This is a genomic window from Bacteroides togonis, assembly GCF_900130135.1.
In the GTDB taxonomy this organism is placed as follows: domain Bacteria; phylum Bacteroidota; class Bacteroidia; order Bacteroidales; family Bacteroidaceae; genus Bacteroides; species Bacteroides pullorum.
In genome coordinates this window covers 2,549,634-2,571,575 of sequence record NZ_LT670820.1, presented here as the reverse complement: position 1 = coordinate 2,571,575, position 21,942 = coordinate 2,549,634, and the positions used below count along the sequence as shown (strand labels likewise).

13 protein-coding genes and 1 pseudogene are annotated in these 21,942 nt (G+C 53.2%); 6 read left to right on the top strand and 8 right to left on the bottom strand.

Annotated elements, in window-relative coordinates:
- Positions 1 to 18: 18 nt before the first annotated feature.
- Entirely contained in the window at positions 19 to 2,010 is a 1,992-nt protein-coding gene (locus BQ8005_RS11000) for a DUF4954 family protein (protein ID WP_075319151.1), read from the top strand.
- Between the two features lie 122 nt (positions 2,011 to 2,132).
- Positions 2,133 to 3,770 (top strand): fumarate hydratase, encoded by a 1,638-nt coding sequence (locus BQ8005_RS10995; protein WP_021847472.1) that lies wholly within the window; start codon positions 2,133 to 2,135, stop codon positions 3,768 to 3,770.
- Positions 3,771 to 4,032: 262 nt separating this feature from the next.
- Here the strand turns inward: BQ8005_RS10995 and BQ8005_RS10985 are convergent, their stop codons facing one another.
- On the bottom strand, positions 4,033 to 6,291 hold the full coding sequence (locus tag BQ8005_RS10985; protein WP_075318067.1) for a S9 family peptidase: 2,259 nt from the start codon (positions 6,289 to 6,291) through the stop codon (positions 4,033 to 4,035).
- Positions 6,292 to 6,511: 220 nt separating this feature from the next.
- On the opposite strand from BQ8005_RS10985, the gene BQ8005_RS10980 reads away from it, so the two are divergent.
- Complete coding sequence (locus BQ8005_RS10980; protein ID WP_075318066.1) at positions 6,512 to 7,666, top strand: acyltransferase; 1,155 nt, start codon at positions 6,512 to 6,514, stop codon at positions 7,664 to 7,666.
- Here the strand turns inward: BQ8005_RS10980 and pelA are convergent.
- From pelA to pyrH, 7 genes are all read right to left on the bottom strand, one after another.
- Positions 7,663 to 8,772: a pectate lyase gene (pelA, locus tag BQ8005_RS10975; RefSeq protein ID WP_075318065.1), complete on the bottom strand. Its 1,110-nt coding sequence runs from the start codon at positions 8,770 to 8,772 to the stop codon at positions 7,663 to 7,665. The two genes, BQ8005_RS10980 and pelA, sit on opposite strands and share 4 nt — an antisense overlap.
- 79 nt (positions 8,773 to 8,851) lie before the next feature.
- Entirely contained in the window at positions 8,852 to 10,177 is a 1,326-nt protein-coding gene (locus tag BQ8005_RS10970) for a TolC family protein (RefSeq protein ID WP_075318064.1), read from the bottom strand.
- Positions 10,174 to 13,206, bottom strand: coding sequence for an efflux RND transporter permease subunit (locus tag BQ8005_RS10965; RefSeq protein ID WP_075318063.1), 3,033 nt, complete (start codon positions 13,204 to 13,206; stop codon positions 10,174 to 10,176). The genes BQ8005_RS10970 and BQ8005_RS10965 overlap by 4 nt, the downstream gene beginning before the upstream one ends.
- 117 nt (positions 13,207 to 13,323) lie before the next feature.
- Complete coding sequence (locus tag BQ8005_RS10960; RefSeq protein WP_075318062.1) at positions 13,324 to 14,403, bottom strand: efflux RND transporter periplasmic adaptor subunit; 1,080 nt, start codon at positions 14,401 to 14,403, stop codon at positions 13,324 to 13,326.
- 142 nt (positions 14,404 to 14,545) lie between these two features.
- Positions 14,546 to 15,478 (bottom strand): ribosome small subunit-dependent GTPase A, encoded by a 933-nt coding sequence (gene rsgA / locus BQ8005_RS10955; protein WP_075318061.1) that lies wholly within the window; start codon positions 15,476 to 15,478, stop codon positions 14,546 to 14,548.
- Positions 15,479 to 15,578: 100 nt separating this feature from the next.
- Positions 15,579 to 16,139: a ribosome recycling factor gene (gene frr, locus BQ8005_RS10950; RefSeq protein ID WP_021847480.1), complete on the bottom strand. Its 561-nt coding sequence runs from the start codon at positions 16,137 to 16,139 to the stop codon at positions 15,579 to 15,581.
- A 185-nt stretch (positions 16,140 to 16,324) separates the two neighbouring features.
- Positions 16,325 to 17,035: a UMP kinase gene (pyrH, locus tag BQ8005_RS10945; protein WP_021847481.1), complete on the bottom strand. Its 711-nt coding sequence runs from the start codon at positions 17,033 to 17,035 to the stop codon at positions 16,325 to 16,327.
- Between the two features lie 238 nt (positions 17,036 to 17,273).
- Between pyrH and BQ8005_RS10940 the strand changes: the two genes are divergently transcribed.
- The 3 genes and pseudogenes from BQ8005_RS10940 (at position 17,274) to BQ8005_RS10930 (ending at position 21,816) form a co-directional block, all read left to right on the top strand.
- On the top strand, positions 17,274 to 17,879 hold the full coding sequence (locus BQ8005_RS10940; protein WP_075318060.1) for an efflux RND transporter periplasmic adaptor subunit: 606 nt from the start codon (positions 17,274 to 17,276) through the stop codon (positions 17,877 to 17,879).
- Positions 17,849 to 20,482: pseudogene (locus tag BQ8005_RS10935) on the top strand (efflux RND transporter permease subunit); the annotation flags it as partial. The gene BQ8005_RS10940 and the pseudogene BQ8005_RS10935, both read left to right, overlap by 31 nt.
- A 35-nt stretch (positions 20,483 to 20,517) precedes the next feature.
- On the top strand, positions 20,518 to 21,816 hold the full coding sequence (locus tag BQ8005_RS10930; RefSeq protein WP_075318059.1) for a TolC family protein: 1,299 nt from the start codon (positions 20,518 to 20,520) through the stop codon (positions 21,814 to 21,816).
- The last annotated feature ends 126 nt before the right edge of the window (positions 21,817 to 21,942 follow it).

The window sequence follows — 21,942 nt, the reverse complement described above, 5'->3', positions numbered from 1 at the left end:
GAACTAAACAATAGTAACATGGAAAATTACAGAAAACTGACCGGGGATGAGATTCTTCGGTTGAAGAACCAGTCATGTCTGTCAGACGACTGGGAGAAGATTCGTGTATCAGAAAACTTTTCAACGGAGTTTATACACCACGCGCGTTTTTCAGGAGAAGTTAAATTAGGCGTTTTTCAGACGGAGTTTACGCTGCCGGGAGGTATCCGCAAGCATTCCGGCCTGCGGCACGTGACGTTGCACAACGTGACGGTGGGCGATAATTGCTGTATAGAGAATATCCAGAACTATATTGCCAATTACGAAATCGGGCACGATACGTTTATCGAAAATGTGGATATCCTGTTGGTGGATGGGGTATCGAAGTTCGGTAATGGGGTGGAGGTGTCTGTATTGAATGAGACGGGTGGTCGTGAGGTGGTTATCAATGACAAGCTGTCGGCACACTTGGCCTATATCATGGCACTCTACCGCCACCGGCCCGAACTGACTGCCCGTCTGAAAGAGATTGCCGATTATTATGCCGGCAAACATGCTTCGTCGGTAGGAACCATCGGTTGTCATGTAACCATCCTGAATACAGGATCGGTGAAGAACGTCCGTATTGGAGACTATGCCTATATTTCGGGTACCTGCCGTCTGTCCAACGGTAGCATCAACAGCAATGAGGCGGCACCTGTACGAGTGGGCGACGGGGTCATCTGCGATGATTTTATTCTTTCCAGCGGTTCATATGTGGACGATGGTGCCATGCTGACGCGCTGCTTCGTGGGGCAGGCCTGCAAGCTGGGGCATAATTATTCGGCTTCGGATTCCCTGTTCTTCAGTAATTGCCAGGGTGAGAATGGCGAGGCTTGTGCCATCTTTGCCGGTCCCTTCACCGTGACGCACCACAAGAGTACGCTGCTCATTGCGGGGATGTTCTCGTTCATGAACGCCGGTTCGGGTTCCAATCAGAGCAACCACATGTATAAGCTGGGCCCCATCCATCAGGGTACATTGGAACGTGGTGCCAAAACGACATCCGACTCCTACATCCTTTGGCCGGCTCGTGTAGGAGCTTTTTCGCTCGTTATGGGGCGTCATGTCAACCATTCTGATACGTCGAATTTGCCGTTCTCTTATCTGATAGAGCAGAACAACACCACCTATCTGGTACCGGGTGTCAACTTGCGCAGCGTGGGAACTATACGCGACGCTCAGAAATGGCCCAAACGCGATGGACGCAAGGATCCTAACAAACTGGATTTCATCAACTACAACCTGCTCAGCCCTTATACCGTGCAGAAGATGTTCAAGGGACGCGATACACTGCTCAACTTGCGTCAGGCCAGCGGCGAGCTGTCCGACATCTACTCTTTCCACAGCGCCAAGATACGCAATTCGTCGTTGGTGAACGGTATCAGGTTCTACGAAATCGCGATTCACAAGTTCTTGGGCAACTCCGTCATCAAGCGCCTCGAGGGCATCGATTTCCGTAACGACGACGAAATCCGTACCCGCCTTTGTCCCGATACGTCCATCGGCAGTGGCGAATGGGTGGACATTTCGGGGCTGATAGCACCGAAGAGCGAGGTGGATATGTTGATAGCCAATATTGAAAACGGAACGGTGAATAGACTGAAGGAAATCAATGCGGAGTTCGAACGAATGCATCGCAATTACTATACTTATGAATGGACTTGGGCTTACGAGAAATTGGAAGAATATTATGGCGTGAAGCCCGAAGAGGTGACTGCTGCCGATATCATCCGTATTGTGGAGAAGTGGAAAGATGCAGTTATCGGTCTTGACCGTATGGTCTATGAAGACGCCAAGAAGGAATTCTCTCTGGCTTCCATGACGGGTTTCGGTGCCGACGGCTCACGACTGGAGAAGGAAATGGATTTCGAGCAGGTGCGCGGCGACTTCGAGAGCAATCCGTTTGTCACCGCCGTGTTGAAGCACATCGAGGTGAAGAGCGCGCTGGGTGAGGAACTGATAGAACGGATGAAGAGGGTGGGCAACTAAAATTATTCCTAAAAACCTCCCTCCCCATGGAAGAAAAGACTTTCAATTAAAGAAATATTTCGATAATACTTCTTACCTTTGCATCAATCAAGATAGAACAACCTTTTAAACAAATTGTAATTATGGCAACAACACCTCCGTTCAAGTATCAGCCCATGTTCGAGAAGGGCAAGGATACGACTGAGTATTATCTGCTTACCAAGGACTACGTGTCTGTAAGCGAGTTTGAAGGAAAACCCATCCTGAAGATTGAGAAGGAAGGATTGACCGCCATGGCCAACGCGGCTTTCCGCGACGTGTCGTTCATGCTGCGCCGCTCGCACAACGAGCAGGTGGCCAAAATTCTGAGCGACCCCGAAGCCAGCGACAACGACAAGTACGTGGCACTGACCTTCCTGCGCAATGCCGAAGTGGCTGCCAAAGGTCTGCTTCCCTTCTGCCAGGATACCGGTACGGCCATCATCCACGGCGAGAAAGGCCAGCAGGTATGGACGGGCTATTGCGACGAAGAGGCCCTGTCGCTGGGTGTGTACAAGACTTATACCGAGGAGAACCTGCGCTACTCGCAGAACGCTCCGCTCACCATGTACGAGGAGGTGAACACCAAGTGTAACCTACCCGCACAGATTGATATCGAGGCCACCGAAGGCATGGAATACGAGTTTCTCTGCGTGACCAAGGGCGGCGGTTCGGCCAACAAAACTTACCTCTATCAGGAGACGAAAGCCATCTTGAACCCCGAGACGCTGGTTCCGTTCCTCGTAGAGAAGATGAAGACGCTGGGTACGGCGGCTTGTCCTCCCTACCACATTGCCTTTGTCATCGGCGGTACGTCGGCCGAGAAGAACCTGCTGACCGTGAAGCTCGCTTCTACCCGCTTCTATGACAACCTGCCCACGACGGGTAACGAATACGGCCGTGCCTTCCGCGACATCGAGCTGGAGAAGAAGGTGCTCGAAGAGGCCCACAACATCGGCCTTGGCGCACAGTTCGGCGGCAAATACTACGCACACGATGTGCGCATCATCCGTCTGCCGCGCCACGGCGCATCGTGCCCCGTAGGTCTGGGAGTATCGTGCTCGGCCGACCGTAACATCCGTTGCAAGATCAATAAGGACGGTATCTGGATTGAGAAGCTGGACAGCCATCCGGGCGAACTGATTCCCGAAGCTTTGCGTCAGGCAGGCGAAGGCGACGCTGTACGCATCGACCTGAACCAGCCGATGGCCGACATCCTGAAGGAGCTGACCAAGTATCCCGTGGCTACACGTCTGAGCCTGAACGGTACCATCATCGTAGGCCGCGACATCGCACACGCCAAGCTGAAAGAGCGTCTGGATCGTGGCGAAGACCTGCCCCAGTATATTAAGGATCATCCCATCTACTACGCCGGACCTGCCAAGACACCGAAGGGCATGGCCTGCGGCTCGATGGGCCCCACGACGGCCGGCCGTATGGACCCGTACGTCGACCTGTTCCAGAGCCACGGCGGCAGCATGATTATGCTGGCCAAGGGTAACCGTAGCCAGGCCGTGACCGACGCCTGCAAGAAGCACGGCGGTTTCTACCTCGGCTCCATCGGTGGTCCTGCAGCCATCCTGGCACAGAACAACATCAAGAGCATCGAGTGCGTGGAATATCCCGAATTGGGCATGGAAGCCATCTGGAAGATTGAGGTGGAAGACTTCCCCGCCTTCATCCTCGTGGACGACAAGGGCAACGATTTCTTCAAGCAACTGAAGCCCCGCTGCTGCAAGTAAGCGACGGCATTTGAGATAGAAAAGGATGCATCCGATTGTGGGTGCATCCTTTTTTTGTGCCTGGCGGAGAGTGGAAACGCTCGTTCCCGTATAAGGAAACTGTCGTTCCCATACGCAGGAAACGTCCGTTTCCTGTGGAGGGAACGGGCGTGTCCAAGCTTTGGAAACAAGCGTTTCCTGCGGAGGGAACGGACGTAAGATTGCAGAACGATTACCGTTAAGGCGGATTCTGTCGTTGGGCAGGCAGGTGAGATGTGGCGGTTTATTTGGTGCGTACCTGATCCCACGACGGTGGTGTCACACCCAGCAGATGGCGAACGAAGAAGTCATACCGCTTGTGTTCGCCGAAGTCCTCGCCCATCGTGTGGCGGGCACCGGGAATGACCACCAGGTCGAAGTCCTTGCCAGCCTTGATGAGGGCGTTGACTACCTGCATGGTCGAAGCCGGATCGACGTTGTCGTCCATCTCGCCTACGACCAGCATCAGGGGGCGAGTCAGCCGGTAAGCGTTATCCACGTTGGAGCAGGCACTGTAGGACTCGTCCACGGGGTAGCCCATCCACAGCTCGTTCCACCAGATTTTGTCCATGCGGTTGTCGTGGCAGCCGCAGGCCGAGTAGGCAGCCTTGTAGAATTCGGGATGGAAAAGTACGGCGCCTGTAGACTCCTGTCCGCCGGCCGAGCAGCCGAAGATGCCTACGCGGTCGATGTTCATGTAGGGATACTTCTCGGCGGCAGCCTTGATCCAGGCGATGTGGTCGGGCAGGCCGGCGTCTTTCAGATTCTTGTAGCATACTTCTTCGAACTCTTTGGAGCGGAAGGAGGTAGTCATGCCGTCCACTTGTACCACGATGAAGCCCAGTTCGGCCAGTGAGGTCATCCACCAGTTGTAGGGAGTAAAGGTTTTGGGTACGTATTGGTCGCCCGGGCCGGAGTAGATGTACTCGATGACGGGGTATTTCTTGTTCGGGTCGAGGTTGGTGGGGCGGTAGATGAGTCCCCACATGTCGGTCTTTCCGTCGCGCCCTTTGGCCGTGAACACCTCGGGGGCTTTCCAGCCGTTCTGTACCAGTGCCGATATGTCGGCCTGCTCCAGCGTCATGCGTATGCTGCCGTCGGTCGCGTTGCGCAGGACGGTCACGGGAGCCTGGTCAACCTTGCTGTACACGTCGACCAAGTATTGATGGTTGGATGAGTACCAGACTTTATGCATACCTTCTTCAGGGGTCAGACAGGTCAGGCCGGAACCGTCGAAGCCGATGCGATAATAGCGGATGAGATAAGGATCTTCGTCTTTGTTCATGCCGTTGGCCGAGAAGTAGATGAGGCCGCTCTGCTCGTCCACGTACTGCACTTCGCGTACGTACCATTCGCCGCGGGTGATTTGGTGAGTCGGCTTTCCTGTCGTACGGTCGTACATGTAGAGGTGGTTGTAGTTGTCGCGTTCGCTCGACCAGAGGATGCGCTTCCCGTCTGCAAGGTAGTGGCGGTAGATACGGGGATAGTTGACATATTTTTCTTCCTTTTCCTCAATCAGCGTGCGTACGCTGCCGTCGGTTGCCGACATCTCCAGTACCCGATAGACTTTGTGTCCCCGTTCGTTGTACTCAAACGTGATAGCCTTGCTGTCGGCGTTCCAAGTGGGGCCGTACAGGTCGTACTGGTGGCTGAAGAGTTCGGTGGAGGGAATCAGCCGGCGTCCGCTCTCTACCTCGAAGATGCAGGGCACCTTGAAGCGCAGTTCGTCGCCAGGTTTGGCATACTCCTGCTTATGGAGTCTGGGTTGAAGCTGGTCGGAGGGCGACGATTCTACGTAATAGACATAGCGTTTCTCGGCGGGACGGATGCGGCAGGCAGCCAGTGCTTTCGAGTCGGGCGACCATTGGATGTAGGATGAATAGTAGTTGCCTTTTGTACCGTCGATACTCAGTTGGTTTTCTTTTCCGCTGGCGACATCGCGCACGTAAATATTGTCATTCTTGATGAAGGCTGTATATTTCCCGTCGGGCGAGGTGACAGGTCCGCGGCCTTTCTCGTCGTCTACCTCCATCCAGTGAGGTTGTGGTCCGCGGGGTTGTACTTCGCCTTCCGTCACGAGCGTGTTCTTTTTGATGGCGTATGCCCAATACCGGCCTGCTGACTCGAAGCGCAGGGTGTCAGCCTGTCTGTTCAAGTGGCATTGGTTCAGGGGCAGGTTGTAGGCATCAGTATGTTTTCCTGTTTGTTTGGAAAGCAGCGTGGCTAGTTTCTCCTGGCTGAACAAGGCGGAGCGTTTGGATTGTTTGGCGTCAATCTTGACGTATTCCTTGCCTCGGGTTGTGTTACGGATGTACCAGAAAACATCGGTGTTTTCCACCCAATGGGGGACGACGTTGCTGTATAGCACGTGTCTCGGGTTGTATTTTTCGCGAAGGCTATAAGCCCGGTTATAGTCTTCTACTGTGCCCTGCGGATAGGCGGGCAGGCTGAACAGTCCTCCTATGCAAAGGAGGAAAAGGGTACTTTTTAATGAGTTAAGCATCGTTTTACCTGTCTTTATTCGTTGTTTCTTTATTGGAAGTATATGTCTTAGTGTGGAGTAGTATGTTGTATAGGCAAAGTTAAAAAGGAATGTTGAAAAGGACGATGATATGACCAATAAATTTGTTGTGTTATGAAAGAAACTTTTATATCTTCTTTTTTTAGGAAATACCACCATCCTTTTCTATCTTTATGCCCTCAAATCTTGAAGAATAGACTTTATGGAAAAAACGGTTTCGAAGCAGAAGTCCGGACACATCGTGTGGCTGGACATTGTCCGTTTGGCAGCTATGTTTATGGTGGTGTGCTGTCATTGTACGGATCCTTTTAATTTTTATCCGGGTACATCGCCCGAAATCGGTGAGATCAAGTTCTGGGGAGCAGCCTACGGAGCTTTATTGCGTCCTTGTGTTCCGCTATTTGTTATGATTACAGGAGCCTTGTTATTGCCGGTTCGTGAGAGTAGCAGGTTTTTTTACAAGAAACGTATCACACGTGTATTCTTTCCTTTCCTTATTTGGTCGGTACTTTATAACCTGTTTCCATGGGTAACAGGATTGTTGGGGGTAGAGCCGCGGGTTATTCTCGATTTCTTTCCCTATTCAGGTGAAGACGTGATGCGTCAGTCGCTGGAGGTAAGCTTGGGCTATATTGCCGGTATACCGTTTAATTTCTCTATTTTAGCTGTGCATATGTGGTATATCTATCTGTTGATAGGACTTTATCTCTATTTACCAGTCTTTTCAGCATGGGTAGCTCAGGCTTCGGATCGAGCCAAGCTGTGGTTCCTGGCTTTGTGGGGAGTGACCTTGTTGCTTCCTTATTATAATGAGTTTGTGTCCGAATACTTGTGGGGATCTTGTTCGTGGAACTCGTTCGGTATGCTTTACTATTTTGCAGGATTTAATGGTTATCTGCTATTAGGTCATGTCTTGCGTCAGCGGGAGTGGAGTAGACGGATGCTGTTACTGGTAGGTGTGCCGATGTTTATCGTTGGGTATGCAGTGACTTATTTGGGTTTTCGTCATATGACAGCTCTGCCAGATTGTACAGACGAAATGTTGGAACTGTTCTTCACTTATTGTTCACTGAATGTAGTCTTGATGACCGTTCCCGTATTCATGTGCTGTAAGAAGATAGAGGTACACTCAGAACGGCTTCGTCGGATGCTGGCCAACTTGACACTTTGTGGTTTTGGAGTTTACATGATCCACTATTTCTTTACAGGGCCTTCTGTCGTATTGATGCGTATGTTGGATGTACCCATCTGCATTCAAATACCTTGCGCTTCGGTTGTGGCATTTGGAGTGTCGTGGTTGTTGGTAGCATTAGCCTATCGGGTGTTCGGCCGAAAGACGCGTTGGGTATTGGGTTAGTTTTTCAACTTTTTCTTCCACTGCTCGTATTTTTTGAATACTTTCAGACCGCCATTGTTATACCAGCTGTAACCGTTGCGTCGTTCATGACCAATTTCTGACAGGTCATAGCGCTTGATACCATCGCGGTCGCAGAAGAAGGGGCGGTTGTCTTCGAGTGTGTAGAAGCGGGCCCATAGCGGGTCACACGCTTCGCCTTCCTGACAGGGTATCATGCGATAGTCTTTCTGGCCTTCGTCATTGGTGAAATATTCACGCTTCAGGCCGTTGATTTGTACTTGTTTGAACCAGTTGACAGCTCCTTCTATGCTGGCGATAATCTCGGGCGAAGGGTGAGGAAGATTCATCAGGAAAAGCACAATGTTGTCCGACTCAGCTCCGCTGAGTGAGGGCAGTTCGTAGGCGCGGGCCTTGGCAGGGGCTAAAGTGTGTTCGTCGTGTTGAGCACACCACGCAGTTAGTTTTCCGTTCTGTTTTACTTGCGTATGGAGGATACACTCTATACCTTTGTCTACTGCGGCTTGTGCTTGTTTGCGGATATCTTCGGGCAAATATGTGTAGGGTGCCTTGTCGTTGGCTATGTCCTGTAGTAATTCCATGACATTGATCATGGCATCGTCGTTGTAGGTGATGTGGGTGTAGTAGCCTGTAGGACGTGGATAAAATTGGGGCCATCCACCGTTATCGTATTGTGCTTCGAATAGGTATCGGATACCTTTAATGGCGGCTTTCTTGTACTTCTCGATGCCTGTGGCGTTATAGAGGCGAGACAAATAGGTAATTTCAGTTGTAGTAGCTGTATTGTCAATCGTGCTTTGATTGACATCGTCTTTTTCAGACAGTACTTCTTTCCGTTCTTTTTCATCCAGTTCGGCAGGTATGTAAATATTCTTCGGCCATCCTCCTGTTGTCTGTTGGTAGAGTAGGACATTGTCACCGATACGAATGGCTTCTTTAGTTTTAAAAAAGTCACCGTTCAGTTTTGGAGCCATTTTTACCCAACTCTTATAGGGTTGTTTACTTTTATACGTTACTTCTGACTTTTGTGCATGTGTCAGGGTAGAACTAAGTAATGCAGCGATGCAGGCCAAGACAATTTTTCTCATGATAGAATTCCTGTTTTCGTTTCTGTTTGATTGTCACAAAAGTAGCGTAATATTTGGATTCGGATGGCGAAAAACTGTTTTATTCCAGGTACTTTGTCACTTTTCCACTGATTTGTAGGAGCGATATTTCGCAAAGTTTAGTGTTATATTCAGCTGTCAGGATGCGTTCCTCTGCGTCAAGGAGGCTCTTTTGTGCTTCGCGCATTTCGATACCCGAAAGGTTGCCCAACATGTAACGTTCCATGGCGATGTCGTGGTTGTCCTTGGCGGCGATGAGGTTCTGCCGTTCCAGGTTCAGCATCTCCAGGTTGTTGCGGTAGGCTTGCCACAAGTTACTCAGGTCGGCCCGCAGTGCCAGTTCCAGCTCGTCGCGTTGCAGGCGTGCGTTCTTCACGGCGATGCTGGCATTGCGCCGCTCGCGCTTGCGGTTGCCGTCGAAGAGGTTGAACCCTACGGTGATGCCCCCGTTGAATCCGAAGTTGTTGCGGCGGCTGTAGCTGTTGATGTCATACTTGTTGAACGTATAGCCGTATCCGGCGTTCAGGCGCACGTAGGGATAGTTGCGTGAATTCACTTTCTTGTAGTCCATCTGTGCCAGCTGGGTGTTCTGGTCGGCCTTCAGCAGGGAGGAGTTCACGCTCAGGGTGGCTTTCCACAGCTCTTCGAAGTCGAGCGACTGGTTCACGTCGATGATGCTGTCAGGCGTCTGGATGAGCTGGTCCACGTCTTCGTTGCCCATCAGCTCGTTCAGGTTGATGCGCGAGGTGTGCAGCAGCTCCTGCTGCTTCATGTACTGGGCGCTGTCGGCGTTGAAGTCCACCTTGGCCTGCTGGTAGTCAAGGCGCGAGAAGTCTCCCACATGGTAGCGTGCCTCCACGATACGCAGTCGCTCCTTGGAGAGCTGTACGGCATAGAGCAGGTTCTTCATGCGGATTTTCTGCTGGATGAAGTTGTAGTATTCGGCGGCCAGCGAGGCGATGAAGTCTTCCAGTGCGATGCGTGTATTGGTCTCTCCCTGTTCGCGGAGCAGCTTTAGCTGCTGGTAGGTGGTAGAGATGTTGAAGCCGTCGAAGATGGTCCAGTTCAGGTCGATGCCGGCATCGACGGTCTGGTCGAACACGTTATGCTGTTTTTCCGTAACGCTTGTGCTCCGCACGGTGCTGTTGGTGTTGTCTAACGTGGCCCGGTAGCCGCCTGTCAAGTCGATAGTGGGCAGGGCGCCTGCGTTGGCCAGGGTGGCATTGTTTTTACTGATCTGCTCCTCGTTGTGCGTGATGCGCAGGGAGTAGTTGTTGAGCAGCCCCTGTTCGAGGCACGACTTCAGGGTATAGGTGGCCGCTTGTTGTGCCTGCAAGGAACAAAGGGTATAGAATGCGGCTATCATAGACAAGGCGATTCGTTTCATATCTTTCTTACTTTACTTCGGTTGGTTGACACATAGCTGTAGATGGCGGGCACGATGTACATGGTGAGCAGTGTGGATACCAGCATGCCGCCTACCACAGCCGTACCCATGGCGATGCGCTGGTTAGCACCTTCGCCTGTAGCGAAAGCCAGCGGGATGAGGCCGATGACGGTCGAGGCGCTGGTCATCAGGATGGGACGCAGACGCTGGAGGGCGGCGTCCTTGATGGCCTGCAACTTGTCTTCGCCCGCTTCCTGCTTCTGGTTGGCAAACTCCACAATGAGGATACCGTTCTTGGCTACCAGACCGATGAGCATAATAATGCCGATCTGGCTGAAGATGTTCATTGTGATGTCACCGAAATACATGAATATCAGGGCTCCGGCAATGGCCAGCGGCACGGTGAGCATGATGATGAGCGGATCCTTGAAGCTCTCGAACTGGGCGGCCAGAATCAGATAGATGAGGAAGATGGCCAGGATGAAGGCAAACATCAGACTGGAGGCACTCTCACTATAGTCCTTCGAGTCGCCTGCCAGAGCCGTACGGAAGGTTTCGTCCAGCACTTCGTCGGCTATCTTGTCCATTTCTTCCAGTCCCTGTCCGATGGTCTTGCCCTCGGCCAGACCTGCCGAAACGGTGGCCGATACGAAACGGTTGTAGCGGTACAGCTTCGGAGGAGCCGTGCCGTAGACCAGTTCCACGAGGTTGTCGAGCTGAATCATGTCGCCTGCATCGTTACGGATGTACAGACCGACGAGATAGGCCGGCTTGTTGCGTTGCTGGCGATTGATTTCTCCCAAAATCTCGTATTGCTTGCCGTTCATGTAAAAGTAGCCCATACGCTGGCCGCTCAAGCCGTATTGCAGGGTCTGGGCAATGTTCTTGGTGCTGACGCCCATGGCGCCGGCCTTGTCGCGGTTGATGCTGATGCGGGCTTCAGGCTTGCTGAACTTCAGGTCGACGTCGGCCATCTGGAAAACATCGTTTTCGTAGACGCGTTCCATAAATTTCGGCAGCACTTCCTGCAGCTTTTCAAGGTTGGTGGCCTGCAATACATATTGCACGGGCATGCTGGCACGGCGTCCGCCGAACGAAGACTGTTGGCGCAGGAAGGCGCGGGCTTCTGTTTCAGGTTTCAGGGCGCGGGTCAGTTTGGCGGCTACATCCATCTGGCTGTAGTCGCGTTCGCGGATATCTTTCAGCGTGATTTGCACGTTACCGCTTCCGCTTGATACACGTGCCGTGACGGCTTCGGCATCGGGGATGATGGAGTCGACCACGTCGTTGATGCGTTCGGTATAGTCGCGGATGTATTCGTAGCTCACACCTTCGGCACCGATGGTGCTGATGGTGATCTGCGAGCGGTCTTCCAGCGGAGCCATCTCGGCAGGTATGCTGTTCCACAGCACGAAGATGATGCAGAACGTAATCAAGGTGAACGCCAGTGCTATCCACCGCTTGTGCAGGAAGGCAGCCAGTGAACGGCTGTACAGGCGGTTCATCCCCTCGAAGAAGGGTTCCGTCTTGCGATAGAACCAGTTCTTCTGTTCCTGTCGTTTCAGCAGCTTGGTGGCCAGCATCGGCGTGAAGGTAAGGGCTGCAAATGAGGATATGATGATGGAACCCGAGATGACGAAGCTGAACTCGCGGAAGAGTCGGCCTGTGGTACCTTCCATGAAGACGATGGGGAAGAACACGGCTACCAGCGTGATGGTGGTGGAGATGACGGCAAAGAAAATCTCCTTGGCTCCCTCGATGCCTGCTTCCTTGGGCGGCATGCCTTTTTCGATGCGGACGTAGATGTTCTCGGTCATCACGATGGCGTCGTCCACCACCAGACCTACGGAGAGAACGACGGCCAGCATCGTCAGTACGTTGATAGAGAAACCAGCCACGTACATCACGAAGAAGGCACCGATGAGCGACACGGGAATTACGATACAGGGTACCAATGTGACGCGCCAGTCGCGCAAGAAGAGGAAGATGATGATGATAACCAGCACGAAGGCTTCATACACGGTACTTTCCACTTCGCTGATGGAGGCGCGGATGAACTTGGTGTTGTCGAATCCGTAGCTGTAGGTCACATCTTCGGGCAGGTCTTTCTTCATACGCTCCATGCGTTCGTACACGGCGTCGGCAATCTGGATGTGGTTGGCACCTGGCTGGGGAACGACGACTACACCTACCATCGGCACGCCGTTCATCTTCATGTAACTTTTGATGTCGGCGGCTCCCAGTTCGGCACGGCCGATATCGCTGAAGCGGATGATGCGGTTGGCATCTTCCTTGATGATGAGGTTGTTGAACTCTTCGGGTGTATGCATCAGACCTAGGGTGCGGATGGTAAGCTCGGTCGTATTCCCTTCGATACTGCCCGACGGGAGCTCGATGTTTTCCTGATCGATGGCATTCTTTACGTCGACGGGGGTGATGCCGTAGCCCGACATCTTGGTGGGATCGAGCCAAAGTCGCATGGAGTACTTCTTTTCACCCCAGATGCTCACGCTACTTACGTCGGAGATAGTCTGAAGCTGCTCCTTTACGGTGAGGTCAGCTATCTCGCTCAGCTCCAGCAGCGAGCGCTTGTTGCTCTGCAGGGCTACCATCAGGATGGGCACGGCGTCGGCATCGGCTTTCGATACGGTAGGCGGGTCACAGTCGCGGGGCAGGTAACGCTGGGCACGCGATACCTTGTCGCGCACGTCGTTGGCGGCTGTTTCCAGGTCGACAGACAGTTCGAATTCGACGGTGATTCGGCTTTGCCCCTGCTGGCTGACACTGGTCAGTGAGCGGATGCCAGGGATACCGTTAATGTTCTGTTCCAGCGGTTCGGTTATCTGGTTTTCGATGACGTCGGCGTTGGCACCTGTGTACGAACAGGACACGGAGATGATGGGGTTGTCCACCGACGGATATTCGCGCACGCCAAGGTAGGTATAGCCAATGAGTCCAAAGAGCAGGATGATGATGGTCAATACCGTTGACAATACGGGGCGGCGTATGCTTAGTTCGGATATATTCATTTAAATGAAGAATTAGATATTAGGAATTACAAATGAACTCAAGTGGGGGGAGAGGGGACGGTTGATTTATAAAATCTACACGTAAAAACTCTTCACCCTTTGTTTCCCATTTTTTATTTATTCGATATGATCGATGGTAACGTCCATTCCTGTGCGGAGTTGCTGAGTACCTGATATGATAACCGTGTCTCCAGTAGCCAGACCTTTGACTACTTGTACTTGTGCATCGGTGCGGATACCAGTGATTATCTCTGTTGGTTCAGCCTTCCCCGAGCGATAGACAAATACTTTGTCTTTACCCATTTCGGGTACAATGGCTTGAGAAGGAATGGCCAATGCATCCTTGTATTCCTGTTTCTTCAATGTGATGGAGGCGTAACGGCCTGGCATGATGCCGCTGGGATTGGGATAGAGGGCACGTACGGTCAGTGTGTGTGTGTTGATATCAAGACTCGACTCTCGAGCATAGACTTGTGCGTGGTAGGTGTCCAGCGAGCCTTCCAGCGTGAAGCTCAGGTTGGTGCCCACCTTGATGTCGCGGGCATAGCGCTCGGACACGGCAAACTCCAGCTTCAAGGGAGAAATCTTGGTGAGCTTGGCCACGATGGTAGTAGGCGAAGCGTAGGTACCCACACTCACCTGGCGCAAACCAATGATGCCGTCGAAGGGGGCGCGCAACTCGGTTTGTGCTATCTGCGCCTCGACGCTTTCGATGTCGGCATTCAGCGTGGCGAGTTCGGTCTTGACCTGCTCGTAGGCTTCCTGGCTGACAGCATCACGTTTCAGCAGGGCGTCCTGACGGAATACGCGGTCTTCGGCCAGTTTCAGTTGCGAAACCAGTCGTTGCAGCTGTGCCTGCAGCGGGCGGTCGTTTACTTTGGCCAGCAGCTGGCCTTTTTTTACAGTAGTTCCTTCTTCGAAATTGATTTCAACAATTTTGCCTGACGTCTCGAACGAAAGGTTTACTTCTTCGTCGGGTATCAGGCTGCCGATGATCGGAATTTCGTCGGTTAACACTTGTGGCTTTACAATGATAGCATTGATATTTAGCGCTTTTTTCCCTTGTTTTTGATTGGCCATTACTTTGTCGGCTTCGGCCAGTTCTTCGTTGGGTTTGGGCATTTGTGAATAGATACCCCAACCTATAAGCCCAGCACCAACGATGGCGACGAGCCCCCATTTTACTCTCTTCTTCATTCTTTCAGTTTGTTCGTGGTATTAGTATATAAAATCAACCTTTTGATTTAGAGAGCTAAGATAGGGAATAGTTTAATGTCGAACGGAAAGATTATGCTTTATTAACAGAAGAATCTTAGTTGGAGATGCAGGGGATATGGAATCAATATCCTGTCCGATACTTCCCTTCCTCCTTGTCTTCGAGCATGCTGAGATAAGATTGGTAGCGCGATTCGCTAATGTAGTGCTTTTCGACAGCTTGGCGCACAGCACAGCCTGGTTCGTGGCGATGGGTACAATTGCCATAGCGGCATTCGGCTGAGGTTTTAAAAATCTCGGGGAAGTAGTGCCCTATCTCCTCTTCCTCCATGTCAAAGGTACCGAAACCTTTGATGCCTGGAGTATCGATGAGGTAGCCGCCTCCTTCGAGAGCGAACATCTCGGAGAAAGTGGTGGTGTGCATACCTTTGTTGTGGGCAGCAGATATTTCGCCCGTTCGTGCTGAGGCATCAGGTAGGATGGCATTGATCAGAGTGGATTTGCCAACGCCTGAATGACCTGAAAGCAGGGTGACGCGGTCGCAAAGTTCGGACTTGAGGAGGTCGATGCCTGTGCCCTGTGTGGCCGATACCTTGAAGCAGGGGTAACCGATGGTGGTATAAAGGTGGATGAGGCTGTCCAAGTAGTGGAGGTCATCTTCATCGTAAGCATCTATCTTATTGAAGATGAGCTTTACAGGAATACGATAGGCCTCGGCTGTAGCCAGAAAACGGTCGATGAAGGTGGTCGAGGTTTCTGGGTAGTTGACGGTGACGATGAGCATGCACTGGTCGAGGTTGGAGGCGATGATGTGCGATTGCTTTGACAGATTAGAGGCGCGGCGGATGATGTAGTTCCGTCGGTCTTCAATTTCGCTGATGAAGGCAGTGCCTTCTTGGTTGAGGATGATCTGTACGTAGTCGCCCACAGCCACAGGGTTAGTGCTGCGGATACCCTTCAGGCGGAAGTTGCCTTTGATCTTGCACTCGATGCAGCGCCCGTCTTCCGTCTTGACGAGATACCAGCTGCCTGTATTCTTGATGACAAGCCCTTTCATTGAATTGAGAATTGAAAATGGATAATGGAGAATTGATAATTAAGAATAGAATGTTGCCAGTGAATCTCTTTATCCATTCTCCATTATCAATTATCAATTGTTATACGGTCATGATTTCCTTATCCTTGGCGGCCAGCATGTCGTCGATCTGCTTGATGTACTTGTCGTGTACTTTCTGCAGCTTTTCTTCTCCACCTTTCTGGGCATCTTCGGCAAGGCCTTCCTTGACGGCTTTCTTCAGCTGGTCGATAGCGTCGCGACGGGCGTTGCGCACGCTTACCTTGGCTGTTTCACCTTCGCCCTTGCATTGCTTGGCCAGTTGCTTACGACGCTCTTCTGTCAGAGGCGGAATGCCAATACGGATGATTTCGCCGTTGTTTTCGGGCATGATGCCCAGTGAGGAGTCGATGATGGCCTTTTCGATCACGCGGAACATGGATTTGTCCCACGGCTTGATGGCGATGCTGCGTGCGTCGGGAGTCGTCACGGCGGCTACGTTATTGATGGGCACCATGCTGCCGTAGGAGTCTACGCGGATGCCGTCCAGCAGGCGTACGTCGGCCTTGCCGGCGCGGATGTGTGCCAATGCTTCGTCCAGATACATGATGGCCATGTCCATTTTCTCCTGCGCTTCGTTCAGGATGTCTTTTACGTCTTTCATATCGCTTCGTTCTTTATTATATAGAATGGTTGTTTTTTTATTTAGTAGAGCAAATGTAGCGTATTATTTCTTCTTTTGCAACATTGCAAGTTTTTTTTGCTTCGGAAGATATTAGCTCGATTAGAGGAAAACAGTGTTTTCTTGGGTGTAAAGCACTGTTTTCTTCGATGGAAAGCAATGCTTTTTTAGTTGTGTACCAATGTGCCGATGTCTTCGCCGTCGATGACCTTCTTGAGGTTGCCCACGGTATCCATATCAAAGACGATGATGGGCAGGTCGTTTTCCTTACACATGCACGTGGCGGTGAGGTCCATCACCTTCAGGCCGCGGTGCAGCACTTCGTCGTAAGTGATATCGTGGAATTTTGTGGCTGTCGGGTCTTTTTCAGGATCAGCCGTATAGATGCCGTCCACGCGGGTACCTTTCAGCATGACGTCGGCTTCGATTTCAATGCCACGTAGGCTGGAACCTGTATCGGTGGTGAAGAACGGATTGCCCGTGCCGGCCGACATGATGACCACTTCGCCTGCTTCCATGCATTCGATGGCGCGCCATTTGTTGTAGAATTCGCCGATGGGCTCCATGCGTACGGCTGTCAGCACACGCGCCTTGACGCCTGCGGCCGTCAGTGCCGAGCTGAGCGCAAGGCTATTGATGACCGTGGCCAGCATGCCCATCTGGTCGCCCTTTACGCGGTCGAAGCCTTTTGAGGCTCCACTTAAGCCGCGGAAGATGTTTCCGCCGCCGATGACGATGCCTATCTGTACGCCTGTGGCGTGTATTTCCTTGATCTGTGCTGCATATTCGGCCAGACGTTTTTCGTCGATGCCATACTGCTTTTCGCCCATGAGGCTCTCGCCGCTGAGCTTCAGTAAGATTCTCTTGTATGTTGCCATAAATGGTTTGTTTTGAGGTTTTCGGCAAAGATATAAAAAGGTATTGGAGCGGCAAACGATAGGCGAGTTTTTCTGTCCGTTTCTTTCTGAGTCGTTGTATATGGCTTTGTGGGCTTCATCTTTCTTTTTTCGTGTTTCAGTGGCCTTATTTTGCGGTTGGGTAAGTTTTACTCACGAGGAGTAGCAGCCTCCGCTAATTTTGCGGACGATATTTGTAAACCGAAGTGTAAAAAGAGATATGAAGCAGAATTTATTAGGAAACGCATTTTTCATGGTGTGTCTGTCTGCCTTGCTGGCCGCATGTGGCAAGCAGGAGCAGCCAGTCAGGCCTCAGCCGGTCGTGCGGGTGGCCCGTGCTGAAACTATTACGAGTGAAGCTGCCCGCAGTTATACATTTATTTCTGAGCCTGTGCGTGTCACTCAGCTCGCTTTTCGTGTAGGCGGGCCGGTGGACAACTTTACAGTGCAGGCAGGTCAGTTTTTTCGTCAAGGACAGCCGATAGCCGCTATCGATCGTCGTGATTTCCTCATACGTCGCGATCGTGCCGAAGCTCTTTGTCGTCAGGCTGAGGCTGACTATCGTCGTACAGCCAATCTTTATGAAAAAAACAACGTATCGGCCACTGCCTATGAGAAAGCTCGTGCTGATTACGCTCGTGCTCGTGCAGATTTCGATATGGCCGTGAACGAATTGGATGACACACGTCTCTTGGCTCCTTTCGATGGCTTTGTACAGCAGACACACATTGAACGCCATCAGGAAGTGAAGCCTTCGCAGGCGGTTGTGACTTTTATTGATCTTTCACAAGTGAAGGTCGAAGTCTATGTGCCTTTTATGGCTTGAGTAGCGCCGTGCACACCTATCGCGAACTTGAGGAGCAGGCCGAACGCCTCAAAAACGAGTTGCTGGCTGTGCCCGATGTGGCCCGTGTCGAACTCTATGGCGTACAAAACCGCACCATCGAGGTAGAGGTTGACCCTTCACTGCTCGCTGCCAGCGGGCTGACGATGGCCGACATCGCCGCCGCCTTCGACCGCCAGAACCGCATCGTTGATGCCGGAGCTGTTGAGACGACCCATAACCGCCTGCGCATTGATGCGGCAGGAAGCTTCACGACGCTCGAAGAACTCGAGAACCTGACCGTCACCTCGCGCGACGGCTCTTATTTCCGCCTGGGCGAGCTGGCCGCCGTCAGCGAGAGCTATGTCCGTCCGGCCCGCAGCCGCATGGAGATGGACGGCCTCCCTACCATCGGCATCGCCATATCGACGGTGGCCGACGGCAACGTAGTCGACATGGCCGAACGCGTAGCCGCCCGCCTGTCGCAGTTGGAGCAAGATATGCCCGAAGGCTATTGTCTCCGTACCGTCTACGACCAGGGGCATGAGTCGTCTGTTGCCAACGACGGTTTTGTGCTCAACCTCATCATCTCTGTTGTGACCGTTATCGCCGTGCTACTGTTCTTTATCGGTATGAAGAACGGAATACTGATTGGCAGCGGACTGGTCTTTTCCATTTTCGGCACCCTTATCTATATGTATGGCACGGGCATCGCCCTGCAACGCATGTCGCTGGCGGCCATCATCATTGCCATGGGTATGCTGGTGGACAATGCCATTGTGGTCTATGACGCTACGCTGGTCAACATGCAGCGCGGCATGCGCAAGCGTACGGCCATCCTTGCTGCCGTAGGCACGACAGCCATGCCGCTGCTGGGCGCTACGCTCATTGCCGTGCTCACCTTTCTGCCTGTCTATCTGTCGCCCCACATTACGGGTGAGCTGTTGTCGTCGCTCTTCATCGTCATTGCCGTGTCACTCCTTCTGAGCTGGGTGCTGGCCGTTTCGCAAAACGTCTTCTTCGTGCAGGAATTCGTCCGTCGTCCGCGTCCCGACGAGTTGAAGGGCGAGCTCTTCCATGGGCGCATGTACGACCGCTTCCACCGTGCCCTGCGCTGGACCATCCGCCGCCGCTGGTTCGTACTGGCCTCGATGGTGGTGCTGCTGGCCGCCAGCGCGTTGGGCTTCCGCTGCATTCCGCAGCAGTTCATGCCGTTGCTCGACAAGCAATACTTCTCCGTCGACGTTTGGCTGCCCGAGGGCACCCGCGTGGAGGAAACCTCACGTCAGGCCGAAGCCCTGGCCGAGAAGCTGATGCAGCATGAGGGCGTCCGCCACGTGTCGACCTTTGTCGGCCAGACACCCCCGCGCTACTACCTGGCCAATGCTGCCTACGGACCTCAGAGCAACTACGCACAGTGTCTGGTCGAGGCCGTAAGCCCGTCTGTGGCGCGCAGCATGCAGGTGGGACTGCAAGACGAGCTGTCGCAGACTTTCTCCGATGCCCTGATCCGCGTCAACCGCTTCGAGCTGAACAGCATTCCGCAGGCGCTCATCGAAGCCCGCTTTTGCGGTGACGATCCCCGCGTGCTCGATTCGCTGACGAGTATGGCCATCGACATCATGCGCCGCAATCCGAAGGTGATGAACGCCCGCAACGAGTGGGGTAACAAGGCCATGCTGGTGCGTGCCGCCTACGACCCCGTGAAAGCCGGCCGCCTGAACCTGGGCAAAGCCGACCTGATGACGGCCGTGAAGAGTACCAACGACGGCACGCCGGTAGGCATCTATCGCGACGGTGACAAGCAGGTACCTGTCCTGTTGCGTACGGTAGGCGGCGAGCAGCTGTCGCAGGCTGCACTCGAAGACCTGCCCGTGTGGAATGGACGCAACTCTGTCCCCTTGGCTCAGGTGACCGACAGCATCGGGATAGGTTGGGAATGGCCGTTGGTAAAGACCTATAACCGGCGTCTGTCTATGGCAGCACAATGCGACGTACAGCCCGGCCATACCATGAAGGAGGTACACGGCGAAATCCGTGACGAGATAGAGCGCATCGGGCTTCCCGCCGGATACAGTTTCTTCTGGGATTCGCAGTATAAGGACCAGAAAGAGGCTATGGAGGCGCTTACCAAGTATTTCCCGCTGGCCATCGTCTTCTTGGTGCTCATACTGGTAGCCTTGTTCGGCAATTTCCGCCAGCCTTCCATTATCTTCCTCATCCTGCCTCTGTCGGTCATCGGCGTGGTCGTGGGGATGCTGGTCACAGGTTTCCAGTTCGGCTTCTTCTGCATAGCCGGATGGCTGGGCCTGCTGGGCATGATCATCAAGAACGTCATCGTGCTGCTCGACGAGGTGAACATTCAGCGGCGGGCAGGTGTCGCGCCCGGTGAGGCCATCGTTGAGGCTACCGTTTCGCGTACGAGGCCTGTACTGATGGCAGCCATTACGACCATCTTCGGCAGTATTCCCCTGCTGTTCGACGTCGTGTTCGGCGGCATGGCGGCTACGATTGTCTTCGGCCTGTCGTTCGCTACGCTGCTGACGCTCTTCGTAACTCCTGCCCTCTACGCCGTGTTCTATCCCGAAGCGGCAAAGAGAGCGTGAACACTGTCCATTCAATGAAATAAAAACGAAAAGACATGAAACAACTATATCTCATTATGACGGCCTCTGCACTCCTGACGGCCGCGTCGGGACGGGCACAGGACAACCCGCTGCTCGACGCCTATCGCGCACAGGTAGAGGCCTATAGCCCCGACCTGCGTGCTGCCGAATATGCGGCCGGCGCGAGCGGGGAAGCAAAACAATCGGCACGGGCCGACTTCCTCCCCAAGCTTTCGGGCGGAGCCAACTTCAACTATACGGGCCATCCGTTGCGTAAGGACATTGCTTTGTCTGGCACGGATGACGTTTACACCTTCGAGGGACGTAATACGAAATACGGCGCTTCGGTCAGCCTGGCGCAACCGCTTTATGCGGGCGGTGCGCTTCGGGCGGGCTATGACAAGGCGCAGGCCGAGGACGAGATGGCCCGTCAGGAAATCAGACGTGTGGCGAATGACCTTCGCCACGAAGCCGATGTCTGTTATTGGAACCATGTGGCTCAGTGCGAATTGGTCAGCGTGGCCGACGGTTACCGCCAGTCGGTGGGTCGGCTGGTGGAAGTCGTCCGCCAGCGGGTGGAGGCGGAATATACCGACCGTAACGACCTGCTCATGGCCGAAGTGCGATTGAACGATGCCGATTATCAGGTGCAGCGCGCCCGCAACGATGCCGAAGTGGCCCGCCTGTCGCTCAATGCGCTGGCCGGCATCCCTTCCGACCAGCACATTGCCACCGATACGCTGGTAGTGCCCCTCACCGTCGTCCAGCCCTTGACTGATGAGGTGGACGACCTGCTGATGCGCCGCCCCGAGATGGGAATGGCCGAAAGCAATGTACGCGTACAGCAGTCGTCCGCCCGCCAGGCCAACGCCCGCTATTTGCCTACGCTTTCCATCGGCGTGGACGGCAGCTACTCGTCGCCCGGCTATGACTTCCGTGCCGACCTCGATCCCAATTATGCCATCTATGCCAAGCTCAGCGTACCCATCTTCGAGTGGGGCAAACGCCGTCGCACGAAGAACATGGGGCGCTATCAGGTGGACATTGCCCGCGAACGGCGTATACAGGTGGGCGACGGCCTGCGGCTGGAGGTGGAGACGGCTCAGTGCAACTATGCACAGGCCGTGGAGCAGGTGCGGCTCACCGAAAGTTCGTTGCGCAAGGCGGCCGAGAGCGAGGAGCTGGCCATGGACAAATACCGCGAGGGAAGCATCTCGATTGTCGAGGTCATCAATGCGCAGCTTTTCCATCTGGAAGCTCGCCAGAACCATATTCGTTCGAAGCTGAATGCCTGCGTGGCAAAAAGTGCCTTGCAGAGGGCTTGCGGCGAATGATAAATTCTGTATCTTTGTGGAAGTACAGCGTAAAGCATTGTTTTGTCGTCTTTAAAACATCGTTTTGCGGAGGCGAAAGCACTGCTTTGTCGATGACAAGCCATCGCCTTGTATCCGATAAAGGGA